Source organism: Pararhizobium sp. LjRoot235, assembly GCF_964254145.1.
Taxonomy (GTDB): domain Bacteria; phylum Pseudomonadota; class Alphaproteobacteria; order Rhizobiales; family Rhizobiaceae; genus Pararhizobium.
Map to the genome: position 1 here is coordinate 118,450 of NZ_CAXUSP020000001.1, position 14,371 is coordinate 132,820.

General features: G+C 60.6%; 18 protein-coding genes. 8 read left to right on the forward strand and 10 right to left on the reverse strand.

Annotation, left to right across the window (positions count from 1 at the left end):
• Positions 1 to 107 precede the first annotated feature (107 nt).
• From rpsO to rbfA, 7 genes are all read right to left on the reverse strand, one after another.
• Positions 108 to 377 carry a 30S ribosomal protein S15 gene (gene rpsO, locus ACSQ2Z_RS00595; RefSeq protein ID WP_018323646.1) on the reverse strand — a complete coding sequence of 90 codons (270 nt, stop codon included), beginning with the start codon at positions 375 to 377 and terminating at the stop codon, positions 108 to 110.
• Positions 378 to 576: 199 nt separating this feature from the next.
• Complete coding sequence (locus tag ACSQ2Z_RS00600; RefSeq protein WP_436079423.1) at positions 577 to 1,458, reverse strand: phytanoyl-CoA dioxygenase family protein; 882 nt, start codon at positions 1,456 to 1,458, stop codon at positions 577 to 579.
• A 4-nt stretch (positions 1,459 to 1,462) separates the two neighbouring features.
• On the reverse strand, positions 1,463 to 2,227 hold the full coding sequence (locus ACSQ2Z_RS00605) for a TylF/MycF/NovP-related O-methyltransferase (protein WP_436079424.1): 765 nt from the start codon (positions 2,225 to 2,227) through the stop codon (positions 1,463 to 1,465).
• A 116-nt stretch (positions 2,228 to 2,343) separates the two neighbouring features.
• Positions 2,344 to 4,035, reverse strand: a complete 1,692-nt coding sequence (locus ACSQ2Z_RS00610) for a sensor histidine kinase (protein ID WP_436079425.1) — start codon at positions 4,033 to 4,035, stop codon at positions 2,344 to 2,346.
• Positions 4,036 to 4,168: 133 nt separating this feature from the next.
• Positions 4,169 to 5,104 (reverse strand): tRNA pseudouridine(55) synthase TruB, encoded by a 936-nt coding sequence (gene truB, locus ACSQ2Z_RS00615; RefSeq protein ID WP_436079426.1) that lies wholly within the window; start codon positions 5,102 to 5,104, stop codon positions 4,169 to 4,171.
• A gap of 3 nt (positions 5,105 to 5,107) precedes the next feature.
• Entirely contained in the window at positions 5,108 to 5,563 is a 456-nt protein-coding gene (locus tag ACSQ2Z_RS00620) for a hypothetical protein (RefSeq protein ID WP_436079427.1), read from the reverse strand.
• The gene (rbfA, locus tag ACSQ2Z_RS00625; RefSeq protein WP_436079428.1) at positions 5,563 to 5,967 is read right to left on the reverse strand and encodes a 30S ribosome-binding factor RbfA; all 405 of its coding nucleotides are present in this window, start codon (positions 5,965 to 5,967) and stop codon (positions 5,563 to 5,565) included. Before rbfA ends, ACSQ2Z_RS00620 begins: the two co-directional genes overlap by 1 nt.
• 189 nt (positions 5,968 to 6,156) lie before the next feature.
• Between rbfA and ACSQ2Z_RS00630 the strand changes: the two genes are divergently transcribed.
• The 3 genes from ACSQ2Z_RS00630 (at position 6,157) to ACSQ2Z_RS00640 (ending at position 8,406) form a co-directional block, all read left to right on the forward strand.
• Positions 6,157 to 6,909 carry a type 1 glutamine amidotransferase gene (locus ACSQ2Z_RS00630; protein WP_436079429.1) on the forward strand — a complete coding sequence of 251 codons (753 nt, stop codon included), beginning with the start codon at positions 6,157 to 6,159 and terminating at the stop codon, positions 6,907 to 6,909.
• A 208-nt stretch (positions 6,910 to 7,117) separates the two neighbouring features.
• The gene (locus tag ACSQ2Z_RS00635; protein WP_436079430.1) at positions 7,118 to 7,822 is read left to right on the forward strand and encodes a pentapeptide repeat-containing protein; all 705 of its coding nucleotides are present in this window, start codon (positions 7,118 to 7,120) and stop codon (positions 7,820 to 7,822) included.
• Between the two features lie 125 nt (positions 7,823 to 7,947).
• The gene (locus ACSQ2Z_RS00640) at positions 7,948 to 8,406 is read left to right on the forward strand and encodes a GFA family protein (RefSeq protein ID WP_436079431.1); all 459 of its coding nucleotides are present in this window, start codon (positions 7,948 to 7,950) and stop codon (positions 8,404 to 8,406) included.
• A gap of 51 nt (positions 8,407 to 8,457) precedes the next feature.
• Here ACSQ2Z_RS00640 and ACSQ2Z_RS00645 read toward each other — a convergent pair whose 3' ends face one another.
• A complete protein-coding gene (locus ACSQ2Z_RS00645; protein ID WP_436079432.1) occupies positions 8,458 to 8,763 on the reverse strand; it encodes a putative quinol monooxygenase in 306 nt (101 codons plus the stop codon).
• Positions 8,764 to 8,903: 140 nt separating this feature from the next.
• On the opposite strand from ACSQ2Z_RS00645, the gene ACSQ2Z_RS00650 reads away from it, so the two are divergent.
• Positions 8,904 to 9,221: a winged helix-turn-helix transcriptional regulator gene (locus ACSQ2Z_RS00650; RefSeq protein WP_436082927.1), complete on the forward strand. Its 318-nt coding sequence runs from the start codon at positions 8,904 to 8,906 to the stop codon at positions 9,219 to 9,221.
• A gap of 155 nt (positions 9,222 to 9,376) precedes the next feature.
• Here ACSQ2Z_RS00650 and ACSQ2Z_RS00655 read toward each other — a convergent pair whose 3' ends face one another.
• A complete protein-coding gene (locus ACSQ2Z_RS00655) occupies positions 9,377 to 9,751 on the reverse strand; it encodes a YegP family protein (protein WP_436079433.1) in 375 nt (124 codons plus the stop codon).
• 204 nt (positions 9,752 to 9,955) lie between these two features.
• Positions 9,956 to 11,788 (reverse strand): translation elongation factor 4, encoded by a 1,833-nt coding sequence (gene lepA / locus ACSQ2Z_RS00660; RefSeq protein WP_436079434.1) that lies wholly within the window; start codon positions 11,786 to 11,788, stop codon positions 9,956 to 9,958.
• 166 nt (positions 11,789 to 11,954) lie between these two features.
• Here lepA and ACSQ2Z_RS00665 point away from each other — a divergent pair, with 166 nt between their 5' ends.
• From ACSQ2Z_RS00665 to ACSQ2Z_RS00680, 4 genes are all read left to right on the forward strand, one after another.
• Positions 11,955 to 12,488: a helix-turn-helix domain-containing protein gene (locus ACSQ2Z_RS00665; RefSeq protein WP_436079435.1), complete on the forward strand. Its 534-nt coding sequence runs from the start codon at positions 11,955 to 11,957 to the stop codon at positions 12,486 to 12,488.
• A 4-nt stretch (positions 12,489 to 12,492) separates the two neighbouring features.
• A complete protein-coding gene (locus ACSQ2Z_RS00670) occupies positions 12,493 to 13,023 on the forward strand; it encodes an N-acetyltransferase family protein (protein ID WP_436079436.1) in 531 nt (176 codons plus the stop codon).
• Positions 13,024 to 13,178: 155 nt separating this feature from the next.
• Complete coding sequence (locus tag ACSQ2Z_RS00675) at positions 13,179 to 13,556, forward strand: hypothetical protein (protein WP_436079437.1); 378 nt, start codon at positions 13,179 to 13,181, stop codon at positions 13,554 to 13,556.
• A 149-nt stretch (positions 13,557 to 13,705) separates the two neighbouring features.
• A complete protein-coding gene (locus ACSQ2Z_RS00680) occupies positions 13,706 to 14,371 on the forward strand; it encodes an OmpA family protein (RefSeq protein WP_436079438.1) in 666 nt (221 codons plus the stop codon).

Genomic DNA, 14,371 nt, shown 5'->3' on the forward strand with positions numbered 1-14,371 from the left:
TCGCCGGGAGCCAGAGCGGCTCGCCCGGAAGCGCAAAAGGCGGGATTAACCCCGCAAAAACGAACCGGCGGGCATCCTTCCTTGGAAGGGTCCCGCCGGGATAAGGCTTAGCGGCGAATGCCGAGAGCGGTGATCAGCTTGGTGTAGCGCGCTTCGTCCTTGCCCTTGACGTAGTCGAGGAGCGAACGGCGGCTGGAAACCATTGCCAGAAGGCCACGACGCGAGTGGTTGTCCTTCTTGTGGCCCTTGAAGTGTTCGGTCAGGTTGTTGATCCGCTCGGTGAGGATGGCAACCTGGACTTCCGGAGAACCGGTGTCGCCTTCAACAGTTGCGTATTCCTTGATGAGCGCAGCCTTGCGCTCTGCAGTGATCGACATCGTGTCATCCTTTCAATATTTAGGATTTCGGGTCGCCAGCAGCCGGGATGTCGTCTAGCTGCGGCCATGAAGGCAAAAGTCCGCTTGATCGGGTCTGATGCTGGCGCTGCCTATAAACCATCCGGCATCGAAAAGAAAGGGGGCGATACCCCCAAGATCAGCCAAGGCCGGCGGCGTTACTACACGGTCCACCTGAAGCCTAAACGGCCTGACGGATTTTTTCCGGATAGACTTCCTCGAACTTCGGCGCCTTTGGATTGACGTCCGCGTTCACCCAGTTGATCCGAAGCGCTTCCTCATCGAAAAGATCCGAGAAACGGAAAAGCTGCACGATCCTGGTGTCATTTTCCGAATAGTTTTTTTCGGAACGATGCAGAATGTTGGTGTGAAACACGACAAGGTCGCCGAGATCCGCTTCGCAGCGGATTTCCTCATAGGCCGAAAGATCGATGTCATCGACGACCGTTGCAAGGTGACCACTCTGTTCCCGCTCATGCGGCCGGATGCCGAGTTTGTGACTGCCCTTCCAAACACTCATGCCCCCCACATCTGCGTAATGCCTGCTCAGGGAAATCCAGAACGTGATCTGGTTCGGGCTTTGAAGCAGATAGGGATAATCCTGATGAAGCGGCAGATTGAAACGGAAGCTGTCGCTTCCCGGGGGAAACATATGCAAGGTATCCGACAAGGTCGGCGTCGCGAGAACGCCGGCATCGCCGAACACCGCGGACGTCATCGCGATCAATGCCGGGTGCAACTTCAGCGACATGCCGCTCAGCAATTTGTTCGGACGCGTCCCTATGTCATAGAGCTTGCCAACCAGGTCCCGCCGATGGCGGGCGAGATGGCCGACCATTTCATCGAGGCAAAGGCTCTTGTCGGTAGCGCACCCTGCCCAGCCGCAGAGTTCCGTCGTTAGCTTTTTCAGGTCGCGTTCGAACGCGCGAAAAATCGGATCATCCCTGAAGAAGCCAGGCAGAATTACGACGCCCGCATCATCGTATATCTGCCGGAACTTATCGAGATGTTCGCCGATGTTAGACGGGGTTACTCCAGGCAACGTGACATCCCCACAGGGCATGAACTTACTCCTTGATGATATAGCCGCCGGGATTGCTGTAGAAAGGGAATTTCCGAATACGCGGCATCGACGAACCGAAGAAATCACGCACCGCAGATGCCTCTCCCGGAAACTCGTCGAACGCGAATTCGTCGAGAAGGATCACGCCCCCCGGCAGCACCATGTCGTAAAGGTGCTTCAACCCAACGAGGGTCGGTTTGTACATATCGCAATCGAGATTCAACAGACGTATGCAGGTGCCGGATCGTTCTTCGGCGAATTTCGGGACGGTTTCGCAGATATCCCCTTCGATCAACTGTATCCGGGGCTTGTGCCCGATGAAGCGGTCGAAGTCGAAAAGATGAATGTGGGTCTTAAGATCCTCGTACCAATTCGCCGAGCTCCAGCCGCCCGTCACCTTGCCGACACGCTCGTCGGGCGCGCCGTCCTTTTCGTCAAGGCCGGTAAAGCCGGCAAAGTTATCGAACCCGATGACCGAACATGAACGATCGTTCGGATTCATAAGCTCCATGAATTTGGCGAAGAGAATAAGGGATTGGCCCTTGAAAACGCCCAGCTCCACAATGTGGCCGGGCATGTCCTGAACCAAGCGGAACGCTTCCCAAAGTGCCAGAATTTTTCCGACGTGAATTCGGCGAAGGTAATTTGCGATCGAACCATCGAGCAAACCGAGGTCGCCGGTACGACGCATCAAGAGCTCGTTGAGGCCCTCGACTACGTACTTATCGTCGGGCTGGCGGTGCGGACGTTTCTCAAGGTCAATGGCCATTGCGCTCTCCGTGTCATGCCAGCACGGGCGAAGGGCTTCCGGTGGCCCAATCCGTTTATCGAGAGTGGCTTGCACGAACCTTGACTTCCGCCTCGGCAAAAACCGACCGAGACGGCTCACTGCTCGAATAGCCGTTCCTGGGGAATAGTCACCCGCCACTCGATGCCGTCCGCATGCATGATCCGCTCCAGTTTGGCATCCAGCGCCATGCCCAGCATGCGCTCGAGCACGATGGTCCCGAAACCTTTGCGTGTGGTGGCGACAGCATCCGCGTCGATCACCGCGCCCGCTTCTCGCCAGACGAGCTGAAATGCCGCATCAGTGACTGACCACATCAGGTCGACAGTCCCCTTGCTGTTGCCCAGCGCGCCATATTTCGTGGCGTTGGTGGCAAGCTCATGCAGCGCCATGCCCAGCGTCTGCGAAACCTGTGCGTCAAGGCGCACGGGCGGTCCCGAAAGGCGAACGCGCCGCGGATCATCGGGAATGAACGGCTGCAGCTGGTTCTGCGCAAGCTCCTGGAAATCGACGCCCTGCGTGGCGTTGGCAATCATCAGATCGGTCGAGCGGGCCAGGCCGGCAATCCGCTTGCGGAACGCCTCGGCAAAATCCGCCCGGCCCTCCCCCACGTCGAGGGATTGGTTGAGCATCGATTGAATGACACTCAACTGGTTCTTGGAACGGTGCGCCACCTCGCGCATCAGGAAGCGGATTTCGTTTTCGGCCTTCCGGCGGGCCCGCGCCGCCTCGGCCAGCGCGGTAGACACTGTCTCGATCTCGGAAATCATGTGCCTGCGCGGCGCGATCGGCCGGCCGGCACCCAGGAGATGCGCATCGCGCGCCAGCACCGTGACGCCCTGCGTCAGCAGCCCGGCAATCGTGACCGACCCGGCGACGGCGATGCCGGCAAAGAGAACACCGCCCAGAGACAGCCAGAGATAGGACCACAAGGCCGGGGCATCGACATCGGCACTTTTTGCCCATGCGATGACCTTCCAGCCGGTGAGGACGGAAAACTCGGTGACTGTCCTGTATGACACGCCGTCATTCGTCGCTTCACCGACGCCGACACGCAATGCCGGTACGATGTCCATGAAGAACGGCTTGCCCACCGTCACGGCGGGGTCGGACGAGGCAATCACGTTGCCTGCGCCATCGACCAGCGCCGCATTCCAGCCGGGCGACAGGACATCCTTGCTGACCGCTTTCGACATGTTCTCGGCATTCTGCGTCAGCGTCAGCAGAAAATCATTGTTGCCGAGCGGCGTGGTGATCGGCAGGTAAACGTTGAACGCCCATTTTTTCACTGTCTTGCCGAAAAAGACATTTGAAATGAGCGGGCCGTTGCGAAATGCCAGATCGATCGACGCAGGATCCGACACCTTGGCGAGCGCGCTGCCAAAGGGCACCCGCGTATTCAAAAGCTGGTTATGCGCGCGATCGATAATCAGCAGAGCGGAATCGGTATCGGCGAGGGCGGACGACGCCCGCTCATAGAACTGGTCCAGATTTCTGTTGTCGATCGCGCTGGTGGTCGACAACACCTTGAGCGTGGTCAGCATGCCGTCGATCTCGCGCTCGACGACGCGGGTGACTGCGCCGGTTGTGCCCTTGAGCAGGGCCGTGACCACGCGCTCCTGCTCGTCGGTACTGCGCTTCAGGATGATCATCGAAAAGACGAAGGAAGGAACGATGGCGACGAGCAGCAGGACCGTCAGATAGAACGACAGAGGGCGCCTCCGCCGCGAGCGCAGGAGTGTCGTCCAAGGAGCGTCCAGCTCGCTCTGTGTGTCCTGCCTGTCGCTCAAGCTTTCCTCATCAGATCAGCCCCCGGGCCGCGAAATGCACGCGAATCCCGATCACCGACCGGAACATGCGCCAGCGATCTCAGGAAGGCAACCCGATGTCATGCGACGAAATCTATGGGGTCGCGGCGGGAACTCAACCGGTGGCGAAAACGCGCTTCGGCCTGAATTCACCCTCGCCGATCTCGCCGATGGCGACCAATTTGCCGCGCGACGTCGCATAGGCCTCCGGCTCCGCCATCGGCGCATCGCGGCCGCGCAGAATGATCGGATTGCCCATTTTGAGGCGATGCGCCTGTTCCTCGGTGATGGCGATATGCGGCAAGTTGGAAAGCGCCTCGCCGGTATCGATCAGGAAGGCATCGAGCGCTTCCAGCCGCTCGTCCTCGTTCTCGATCTTTTCCAGCGCCACCAGTTCGGCAAGCGGCACCATCGCCTCTTCGGCAAAGGGGGCGACGAAGCTGCGGCGTAGCGACGCGATATGGCCGAAACAGCCGAGATCGCGACCGAAATCGCGCGCCAGAGACCGGACATAGGTTCCCTTGCCGCATTCGATCTCGAAATGCGCTAGGTTCGGCGTGCAGCCCAGCAGCGACAGGCGAAACACTTCCACTTCGCGGGCCGGGATATCGACGGTTTCGCCTTCGCGAGCCAGATCATAGGCGCGGTTGCCGTCGATCTTGATGGCGGAAAACTGCGGCGGCACCTGGCTGATGACGCCGGTATATTTCGGCAGCAGCGCGCGGATGTCCTCCTCGGACGGGCGGGCGTCTGACGACTGGACGACTTCGCCCTCCAGATCGTCCGTCGAGCGCTCTTCGCCCCATGCAACGGCGAATTCGTAGATCTTGCGGCCGTCCATGACGTAGGGAACCGTCTTGGTCGCATCGCCGAGCGCGATCGGCAGCATGCCGGAGGCGAGCGGATCGAGCGTGCCGGCATGGCCGGCCTTCTGCGCCTTGAACAGCCATTTGATCTTCGACACGGCCTCGGTCGAACCGAAATCCAGCGGCTTGTCGAGGATCAGCCAGCCGGAAACAGGGCGGCCCTTGGGTTTGCGAGGTCTTGACATTCTCTATGCTCTTTTTTTGCGAAACGTCGCGGCTGTTTTCGCCACGCTGCCGTCCGGCATTTTCTGGCTGTTGCCCTTTTCAAATCCCAAGGCGTAGAGCCGCCTTGCGATCAGGTATCCCGCCGCGATCGTGCCGCCATTATCGGCCCTGTAATCCTCGCCGAGGTCTTCGACGATCAAAGGCTCGAGGGCGCCGAGCGGCGGCTTGCCGGCGGCGGCGGCATCGAGCAGCAGCTTCTCATTATAGGGCGAATAGACGATGGCCTCGAGCGCCTTCATCTCGCGGTCGCCATGGGCGATCTCCTTGCCCCGGCGGAAGGGCAGACCGGAGGCGACCATCATTTCCACCAGCCGAACGGCTTCGGCATTGTCGAACCGGGCAAGGCCGTTGCGGTAGAATGTCTGGCGCTGCTCGAAGGTCCATCCGTTCAGCTCATCCAGAGTGATATGCTTTGCCATCACTCTTCGCCGTCTTCGTCCTTCAGGTCGCGGACCACGTCCGGAGACTTGAGCAACTCGTCGATCTTCCTGTAATTGTCGAAGCTGGTGTCGTCGCGGAAGCGAACTTCCGGCATGTATTTCATCTGCCTGAGATGCGGCGTCAGCCGACCGCGGATATATTTTGCATTGCGGTTCAGCGCCTCGATGGTCGCTGCGTGATCGGCGACGCCGAGCGGCGTCACGAATGCCGTGGCGATCTTCAGATCGGGCGACATGCGCACTTCGGAAATCGAGATCACCGTCTTTTCGATCAGCGGATCGCGCACCTCGCCGCGCTGCAGCACCTGCGTCAGGGCTGCGCGAACCTGTTCGCCGACCCTCAGCATGCGCTGCGAGGGGGCAGAGGATGTAGCTTTGCTCATGGTTTTTCCGCTGTCTGGCGTTTCGTTGAACGCGACCAAGCCGGTCCAATGCTACTTTCGGGCCAAAAGGTCAAGACTTGTCGGCCGTGCCGGCAATAGCACACGCCGGCAAATCGGCTCGAAACCCTCTTGAATGGCAAGGCGCGGCATGATCATTCTTGTTGAAACGACAGAATAAGCGGAGACGACATGCGGGTTCTGGTGGTGGAAAACATGATCCAATCCGACCTTGGACAGGTGGGCGTGGCGCTTGCCGAAGCAGGGGCAGAGATCGACCTCAGGCGCGCTTTCGCCGGTGAGGCGCTGCCTGGCGACATTCATGCGTATGACGCGCTGGTGGTGCTCGGCGGCGAGCAGAGCGCTGTCGATGACCTCATCCACCCCTATCTGCCGGAGCTTGTCCGCCTGATGCGCGCCTTTGCCGATGCCGACAAGGCGGTGCTCGGCATCTGCCTCGGCAGCCAGCTTCTGGCGCGCGCATACGGGGCGGCGAACCTTCTCGGCCGGACTCGCGAATTTGGATGGCACGAGGTGCAACTGACAAGCGAGGGTATTTCCGATCCGGTGCTGAGCGCAGCCGGCAAGACCTTCACGAGCTTCCAATGGCATTCCGACAGCTTCGCCCTGCCCGAGGGCGCGGTTCATCTCGCCACCAATCCAGCCGTTGCCAACCAGGCCTTCCGTTTCGGCCGCGCCGCCTATGGCATGCAGTTTCACTTCGAGGCCGGAACACGCGTCGTCGAGGACTGGAACCGGATTTTCGAGGACCAGATCATGGGCCTCGACCCGCATTGGCTGGAGCGCTATCCGGAGCATGCGGCGCGGCACGCAGAACAGGCCGATGCGGCGGGCCTTGCGCTCGCCCGGGCCTGGGTCGGGACGATCCGGAGCGCCGGCGCGGCTGGTAACGAGATGCGGACACTGGCGGCGGCATCGGCATAGGCTGGGCGCCCGGTTTGAACATTGCCGCGCGCCTCCCCATTTCCATGAGTACCGGCAACGGCAATATTCTTTTTATTGCCGTGCAAGCGGTATAGAACGGCTGGAGACGATACATCCGGGCAACCGGGCGGAGGATCGATTGGGAACATGCGTGCTTGCTAAAGAATTCAGTGGGATGGCGAAGATGTGCCGATACGCGCGGAAGGCAATGCCACCGCGCCTTGCGCCTGCCTTGCTGGCAACCGCCCTGCTCCTTGCCGCCCCGGTTTTTACAGGTCAGCCGGCAATGGCCGCCTATTGCAACAGCGCGCCCGAGCCCGGGCTGGACTGGAGCAACTGCACCAAGAAAAGCCTGATGCTGCCGTCGAGCGAACTGGAAGGCGCCAACCTCTTCGGCACTGATTTTTCCATGACCGACCTCAGCGGCTCGAACCTGACGTCCGCGAACCTGGAGAAGGCCCACCTGGTACGCGCCTGGCTGTCCGGCGCGAGGGCGGAGAGGGCGAATTTCGCGCGGGTCGAAGCCTACAGATCGAACTTCGTCAACATTATCGCCAACGGCGCTTCATTTGCCAGTGCCGAGCTGCAGCGGGCCGATTTCAGCGGAGCCCAGCTGACCGGCGCCGACTTCGAGAAAGCTGAACTCAGCCGCGCACACTTCAAGGGCGCGGTGCTGACGGGCACGCGCTTTTCGTTTGCCAATCTCTCCCGCGCTGATCTCAGCGGCGCGACATTCGAAGGTCCACTCGTGTTCGACCAGGCCTTCCTGTTCCTGACCCGGATCGAGGGGCTCGATCTTTCTACCGCCAAGGGGCTTGAGCAGGCGCAGATCGATCTTGCCTGCGGCGACGGTAAGACGAAGCTGCCGGCCGGGCTGGACGCGCCATCCAGCTGGCCTTGCGGCTCGGACTGAAATCGGCGGCCAAACCACCCTTCTCCGGCGATCCTACGCAGCAACGGATCGCTGGCAAAGGCAATGATCGGTTTGGCGGCTGCGGCCTCACCGCTAGATTGATCTGAAAATACGAAGGACCCATCATGAAAATTCAAAAACTCCCCTTGGAGGGCGGCTGCCGATGCGGCCAGGTGCGGCTGAAGATCAGCGCGCCGCCCATCATCACCATGGCCTGCCATTGCACCGGCTGCCAGAAAATGTCCTCCAGCGCCTATTCATTGAGCGCCGCCATCCCTGCCGAGGGTTTCGAAGTGACTGAGGGCCAACCGGTGATCGGCGGCCTGCACGGCGCCGAAACCCACCACTACTTCTGCCCACACTGCATGACCTGGATGTTCACCCGGCACGAAGGCATGGACTGGTTCGTCAACCTGCGCCCGACCATGCTGGACGATGCCAGCGGGTTCCCGCCCTTCATCGAGACATTCACGAGCGAGAAACTGCCCTGGGCAACGACAGTGGCCGTACACAGCTACGAGACGTTTCCATCGATGGAAGATTATCCGGGGCTGGTGAAGGAATTTGCCGAGCGCGCCTCTTAGGCAACGATCTTTCCTCCCGTCATCCTCAGGTGAGGATGACGGGAGCTTTGATTATCGCTGCCAGAGGAGATCCGTCTCCTCGTAATGCCTCATTTCAGCGATCTCGCCGACGAACGGCCTGATCGCTGAAAGAAACGGAGGAAAGCAGGGTCCTTTGCGAAAGCCTTGCATATGGGCTTCGAGCGAAGTCCAGTGAATGCGCAGAATGAGGCTGTTTGGCTCCTCGACGCAGCGGGCGAGATCAAAGGCCAGACATTCCGGCGCCGCGCGAAGATGCTCCGCCGCCTGCCCGTAGGCGGCGACAAGCTCTTCAGCGGAATGGGTTTTCATTTCGTATCGGATATATTCGGCGATCATGCGGGTCTCCTCCAAGGTTGCGTCGGAGTTTTGCCGAGGAAATTCAAATTCGACAAGGACTTACCTTGAGGTAGGTGGGATGCGCACCGGCGCGCGTGCCGCGTCATGCCGGGACAACGGAGTTCGATGTAGTGACGGCCATGGACAAGATGCACGACTGCCCGGTGCTGGCGACGATCAGGGCAATGGGCGGCAAATGGAAACCGCGCATCCTCTGGCGGCTGCGCGAAGGGCCGGCCAATTTCGGCGACCTGCGCCGCGTCGTCGGCGTCTCGGAAAAAGTGCTGCACGAGAACCTGCGCGCGCTGGAACGCGACAACCTTGTCTCGCGCACACCCTCAAAGATCGGCGAGGTCGTTTATGTCGAATATCGCTACACCGACTACGGCCTGTCGCTGGTGCCGGTGCTCGATGCGATGGGGACCTGGGGCTCTATCCATGGCTCGAAATGCGGCTGACATTCACCAGCGTCTCTCCCTGTCCGCCTATTCGTGAACGAGAAGCTGCCTTCGCAGGCACCGGTGCGGAGCGCCGGCAAGCGACGTTCCGACAGATGGAAATTGCGACATCAGATTTCGCGCGTAGCGACGGCAAAGCGTCGAAAATTACGCTCTCAGGCGCTGGCGGTTTCGTCTTCCACCGACGCATCCGGTCCGTTCTTCTTGACGGACTCGATGCAATTCTTGGCGCTTGCCTTGGACGCATAGGTCTCCGAGCGGACCATCGTCTCGCCATTGGCAGCCTTGAAGCGCACGAAATGCTCGCCGTCCTTGCTTTCGACGATCTCGAAACGATAACCCGATCCGGTTTCGTCCTTGCTGACATCGACCGTCGCCGCACCCGGAGCGTTCTTCTTGATCGATTCGATGCAGTTCTTCGCGCTCGCCTTGGAAGCGTAGTTCTCCGACCAGACCATCACTTCCGCATTGTAAAGGAACTGGATGCGGAACTGGTCGTTTGCGGCCTTCAAGATCTTGAATTTGTGCATTTCGAAACCCCTTATGGATCCGGCAAGACTGCAGGCCGATGCTTCGGCATGCAAGGAAAGGTTTAATGGAGGGGGGCCTGCAGTTCAAGTTGGCTTGATGTTGACGATCCAGTTCCCGCATCAGCCTTGCGAGGGTACCGTGTAATTCTTTCCTCAAACAAAAAAGAGGCCCGAAGGCCTCTTTTTCAACAGCAATGCTTCAGCCTATTCGTCGCCCATCTTCAGCGCCGCGATGAACGCTTCCTGCGGGATTTCCACCTTGCCGAACTGGCGCATGCGCTTCTTGCCGGCCTTCTGCTTGTCGAGCAGCTTGCGCTTGCGGGTGGCGTCGCCGCCGTAGCATTTGGCGGTGACGTCCTTGCGCAGCGCCGAGATGGTTTCGCGGGCAATCACGTTGCCGCCGATGGCGGCCTGGATCGGAATCTTGAACATGTGCTTCGGGATCAGCTCCTTGAGCTTCTCGCACATGTCCCGGCCGCGCTTTTCCGCCGCCATGCGGTGCACCATCATCGACAGCGCATCGACCGGCTCGCCGTTGACGAGGATCGACATCTTCACCAGATGGCCTTCCTGGTGATTTGTGATCTGGTAGTCGAACGAGGCGTAGCCCTTGGAGATCGACTTCAGCCGGTCGTAGAAATCAAAGACGACTTCGTTGAGCGGCAGATCGTAGGTCAGCATCGCGCGGGTGCCGACATAGGTGAGTTCCACCTGGATGCCGCGCCGGTCCTGGCAGAGCTTGAGGATGCCGCCGAGGTAATCGTCCGGCGTCAGAATCGTCGCACGGATCCATGGCTCGTGGATTTCCTTGATCTTGACGACATCGGGCATATCGGCCGGATTGTGCAGCTCGCGCTCGCTGCCATCGTTCATGAAGAGCTTGTAGACGACCGAAGGCGCCGTCGCGATCAGGTCGAGATCGAATTCGCGCTCGAGCCGCTCCTGGATGATTTCGAGATGCAACAGACCGAGGAAGCCGCAGCGGAAGCCGAAGCCAAGTGCCGCCGAGCTTTCCATTTCAAAGGAGAAGGAGGCATCGTTGAGGCGCAGCTTGCCCATGGCGGCGCGCAGGTCCTCGAAATCGGCGGCATCGACCGGGAAGAGGCCGCAGAAGACGACCGGTTGGGCCGGCTTGAAGCCCGGCAGCGCTTCTGCCGTCGGGCGCTTGTCCTCAGTGATCGTATCGCCGACGCGGGTGTCGGCCACTTCCTTGATCGAGGCGGTGATGAAGCCGATTTCGCCCGGACCGAGCGCATCGACATTGACCATCTTCGGCGTGATGACGCCGACACGCTCCACCTGATACCTGGCATCGGTGCCCATCATGCGGATGGTCTGGCCTTTTTTCAACGTGCCATCGATGATGCGGACAAGAACGATGACGCCGAGATAGGTGTCGTACCAGCTATCGACCAAGAGCGCCTTCAGCGGCGCATCGTCGGCGCCGCCCTTGGGAGCGGGCAGCTTGTGGACGATCGCCTCCAAGACATCCGGGATGCCAAGACCGGTCTTGGCCGAGATCAGCACGGCTTCCGACGCATCGATGCCGATTACTTCCTCGATCTGTTCCTTGATGCGCTCCGGCTCGGCGGCCGGCAGGTCGATCTTGTTGAGGACGGTAACGATCTCGTGGTTGTTGTCGATCGCCTGATAGACGTTGGCAAGCGTCTGGGCTTCGACGCCCTGGGAGGCATCGACCACCAGCAGTGAGCCTTCGCAGGCCGAAAGCGAGCGCGAGACTTCATAGGCAAAGTCGACGTGGCCGGGCGTGTCTATCAGGTTGAGCACATAGGTCTCGCCGTTGTTCGCCTTGTAATGGAGGCGCACGGTCTGGGCCTTGATGGTGATGCCGCGTTCTTTCTCGATGTCCATGCTGTCGAGAACCTGTTCCGACATCTCGCGGTCGGCGAGGCCGCCCGTCGTCTGGATCAGGCGGTCGGCCAGGGTCGATTTGCCGTGGTCGATATGGGCCACGATCGAGAAATTGCGGATGTGCGACAGGGGCGTTTTTGAAGGTGTTGTGCTCATGGGCCGCATATAGCAGCGCACTCAATCGCCGCAAAGCGGGAAATGCAGGCTTTGTTCACTATAATTGCCGGGACTTTCGGCCGGTCTTTCCCCTCTTGACTCCATCATAGGAACATTTAATTCTCTTATAATGGAATCACATCCCGAGACTTTCGAAATCGATATCGGCGAGCGCATGAAAGCACTGCGCCTTCAACAATCCATGACGCTTGACGAGCTCGCCGGCCGCTCGGGTGTCAGCCGGGCGATGATCTCACGGATCGAGCGCGGCGAGGCGAGCCCCACCGCGCAGCTGCTTGCCCGGCTCTGCAGTGCGCTGGGCACCACGCTGTCGCGCTTCTTTGCCGGCGAACAGCCGGAAGGAAAGCCGCTTCTGCGCCGCGCCGGCCAGCGCATCTGGCGTGATCCGGACACGGGCTATCTCCGCCGCTCGGTTTCGCCGGATGGCACCGGCTCGCCGGTCGATATCGTCGAGGTCGAGTTTCCGCCGGGCGCCCGGGTGGTGTTCGAGCAGCACCAGTTCGAAGCCGGGTTCACCCAGCATCTTTGGCTCTTCGAGGGAAGGCTCACCATGACCGCGGGGGAGGAAACCCACCTGCTCGAGGCAGGCGACTGTCTGTTCATGCGGCTTGCCGAAGCCCACATCTTTCACAATCAGCATGACGCGCCGGCCCGCTACGCCGTCATTCTCAACCGCAGCAAAGTCTAGTCCCATGTCAAAGGTCGCGATCCGCACCCTTACCCCTTCTGAAACCGCCGCTGCCCTGCCGGCGCTGGCCGAAGTCCTCGCGGATTGCGTCGAGGGCGGCGCGTCCGTCGGCTTCATGTCGCCGCACACGCCCGCGGATGCCATCCCCTATTGGGAAGGCGTCGCCCGCGCGGTGAGCGAAGGACAAACGGTCCTGATCGTGGCGGAGAAGGACGCAGAGATCCTCGGCACCGTGCAATTGGGCATCGGCATGATGCCGAACCAGCCGCATCGCGCCGATCTGAAGAAGCTGCTTGTTCATCGCCGGGCGCGCGGCCTTGGGCTTTCGCGATTGCTGATGGACGCTGCCGAAAGCGAGGCGGCAAAACACGGACGGCATGTGCTCGTGCTCGACACGGCAACCGGAAGCCCGGCCGAATCGATCTATGAAAAATTCGGCTGGCAGCGGGTCGGCGTCATTCCACGATATGCGCTGATGCCCGATGGCAGCTATTGCGGATCGACGTTTTTCTACAAGTCTTTGGCTACGATTTGACCGAAAGGCGAAACCACGTCGCCCGTTCCACCTATCCTTGTCACCAAAAATGGCGTGGATAAATTCGCGCCGTCGGCCCGAGCCAGCCGTTCCGCGGTTCTTATATTCGTGCTAGCTGAATCGTGGCCGCACGGCCGACAATTCAGAGGGGATCCATGAAAACCATTCGCCAACGCGCGGGTCTGGCCGCGCTTTCCATATTCGTGCTTTGGGGCGGCGTTTCTGCCGCCTCCGCTGCCGATGTGACTTTCCAGATGATGAACAGCCATCCGAACGCCGTCGAAGTCGAGCTTTACAGCCAGGATCGCGACCATCTGTGGCCCGGCAACAATCAGGTCTATCTGCTGGACGACGGCGAAACCAAGCAGATTCCCCTGTCCTGCGACGACGGCGAGAAGATCTGCTACGGCGCCTGGGTTTCCGGCGACAAGACGACCTATTGGGGCACCGGCCCTGACAATGCCGAGACCTGTTCCGATTGCTGCTACACCTGTCAGGGCGGCAACACGGAAGAGATCAACCTGACCGAATAGCGACCAGGCGCGGGAGCGCTGCCAAGCGGCTTTCCCGCGCCTTTATACAACCGATCTGGCTGCTTGATCCTTAAATGGCACCTGCTCTTCATCTTCCTGCCGCAATCGGTAGTATGAAGCAGATAGCACCATTGGGGACCCCTGATTCCATGATCAAGAAATTTGCCGTACTGACTATCGCCGCCGTCTATCTTTCCGGTTGCACCACCACCGACCCGTATACAGGCCAGCAGAAGATGTCGAACACCGCCGGCGGCGCGCTGATCGGCGCGGGCCTTGGCGCCGCAACCGGCCTTCTCGTCGGCGGAAGTGCTGCAGGCCGCCGCGACGCGGCCCTCGTCGGCGCCGGTATCGGTGCGCTCGGCGGCGGCCTGATCGGCAACTACATGGACAGCCAGGAATCCGAACTGCGCGCGCAGTTGCAGGGCACCGGGGTTTCGGTCACCCGCGCCGGCGACCGCATCATCCTCATCATGCCCTCGAACATCACCTTTGCGACCGACCAGGACCAGGTGAACCCGGGCTTCTATTCGACGCTGGACTCGGTCGCTATCGTCTTGCGCAAGTTCAACAAGACGCTGATCGATGTGGACGGCCATACGGACTCGACCGGCAGCGCCAGCCACAACCAGGGCCTTTCCGAGCGCCGCGCCATTTCGGTCGCCAACTATCTCGGCTCGCGCGGCGTCGACCAGCGCCGCATGTCGGCTGTGGGCTATGGCCCGGACCGGCCGGTCGCTTCGAATGCGAGCGAAGCCGGGCGGGCGCAGAACCGCCGCGTCGAAATCTCGATCGCGCCGATCAAGGAAAGCTGA

Excerpts from the sequence above, each read along its gene's own strand:
- rpsO (WP_018323646.1), bottom strand. The coding sequence starts at position 377 with ATGTCGATCACTGCAGAGCGCAAGGCTGCGCTCATCAAGGAATACGCA.
- ACSQ2Z_RS00600 (WP_436079423.1), bottom strand. The coding sequence starts at position 1,458 with ATGCCCTGTGGGGATGTCACGTTGCCTGGAGTAACCCCGTCTAACATC.
- ACSQ2Z_RS00605 (WP_436079424.1), bottom strand. The coding sequence starts at position 2,227 with ATGGCCATTGACCTTGAGAAACGTCCGCACCGCCAGCCCGACGATAAG.
- truB (WP_436079426.1), bottom strand. The coding sequence starts at position 5,104 with ATGTCAAGACCTCGCAAACCCAAGGGCCGCCCTGTTTCCGGCTGGCTG.
- ACSQ2Z_RS00620 (WP_436079427.1), bottom strand. The coding sequence starts at position 5,563 with ATGGCAAAGCATATCACTCTGGATGAGCTGAACGGATGGACCTTCGAG.
- rbfA (WP_436079428.1), bottom strand. The coding sequence starts at position 5,967 with ATGAGCAAAGCTACATCCTCTGCCCCCTCGCAGCGCATGCTGAGGGTC.
- ACSQ2Z_RS00630 (WP_436079429.1), top strand. The coding sequence starts at position 6,157 with ATGCGGGTTCTGGTGGTGGAAAACATGATCCAATCCGACCTTGGACAG.
- ACSQ2Z_RS00635 (WP_436079430.1), top strand. The coding sequence starts at position 7,118 with ATGCCACCGCGCCTTGCGCCTGCCTTGCTGGCAACCGCCCTGCTCCTT.
- ACSQ2Z_RS00640 (WP_436079431.1), top strand. The coding sequence starts at position 7,948 with ATGAAAATTCAAAAACTCCCCTTGGAGGGCGGCTGCCGATGCGGCCAG.
- ACSQ2Z_RS00645 (WP_436079432.1), bottom strand. The coding sequence starts at position 8,763 with ATGATCGCCGAATATATCCGATACGAAATGAAAACCCATTCCGCTGAA.
- ACSQ2Z_RS00650 (WP_436082927.1), top strand. The coding sequence starts at position 8,904 with ATGGACAAGATGCACGACTGCCCGGTGCTGGCGACGATCAGGGCAATG.
- ACSQ2Z_RS00655 (WP_436079433.1), bottom strand. The coding sequence starts at position 9,751 with ATGCACAAATTCAAGATCTTGAAGGCCGCAAACGACCAGTTCCGCATC.
- lepA (WP_436079434.1), bottom strand. The coding sequence starts at position 11,788 with ATGCGGCCCATGAGCACAACACCTTCAAAAACGCCCCTGTCGCACATC.
- ACSQ2Z_RS00665 (WP_436079435.1), top strand. The coding sequence starts at position 11,955 with ATGAAAGCACTGCGCCTTCAACAATCCATGACGCTTGACGAGCTCGCC.
- ACSQ2Z_RS00670 (WP_436079436.1), top strand. The coding sequence starts at position 12,493 with ATGTCAAAGGTCGCGATCCGCACCCTTACCCCTTCTGAAACCGCCGCT.
- ACSQ2Z_RS00675 (WP_436079437.1), top strand. The coding sequence starts at position 13,179 with ATGAAAACCATTCGCCAACGCGCGGGTCTGGCCGCGCTTTCCATATTC.
- ACSQ2Z_RS00680 (WP_436079438.1), top strand. The coding sequence starts at position 13,706 with ATGATCAAGAAATTTGCCGTACTGACTATCGCCGCCGTCTATCTTTCC.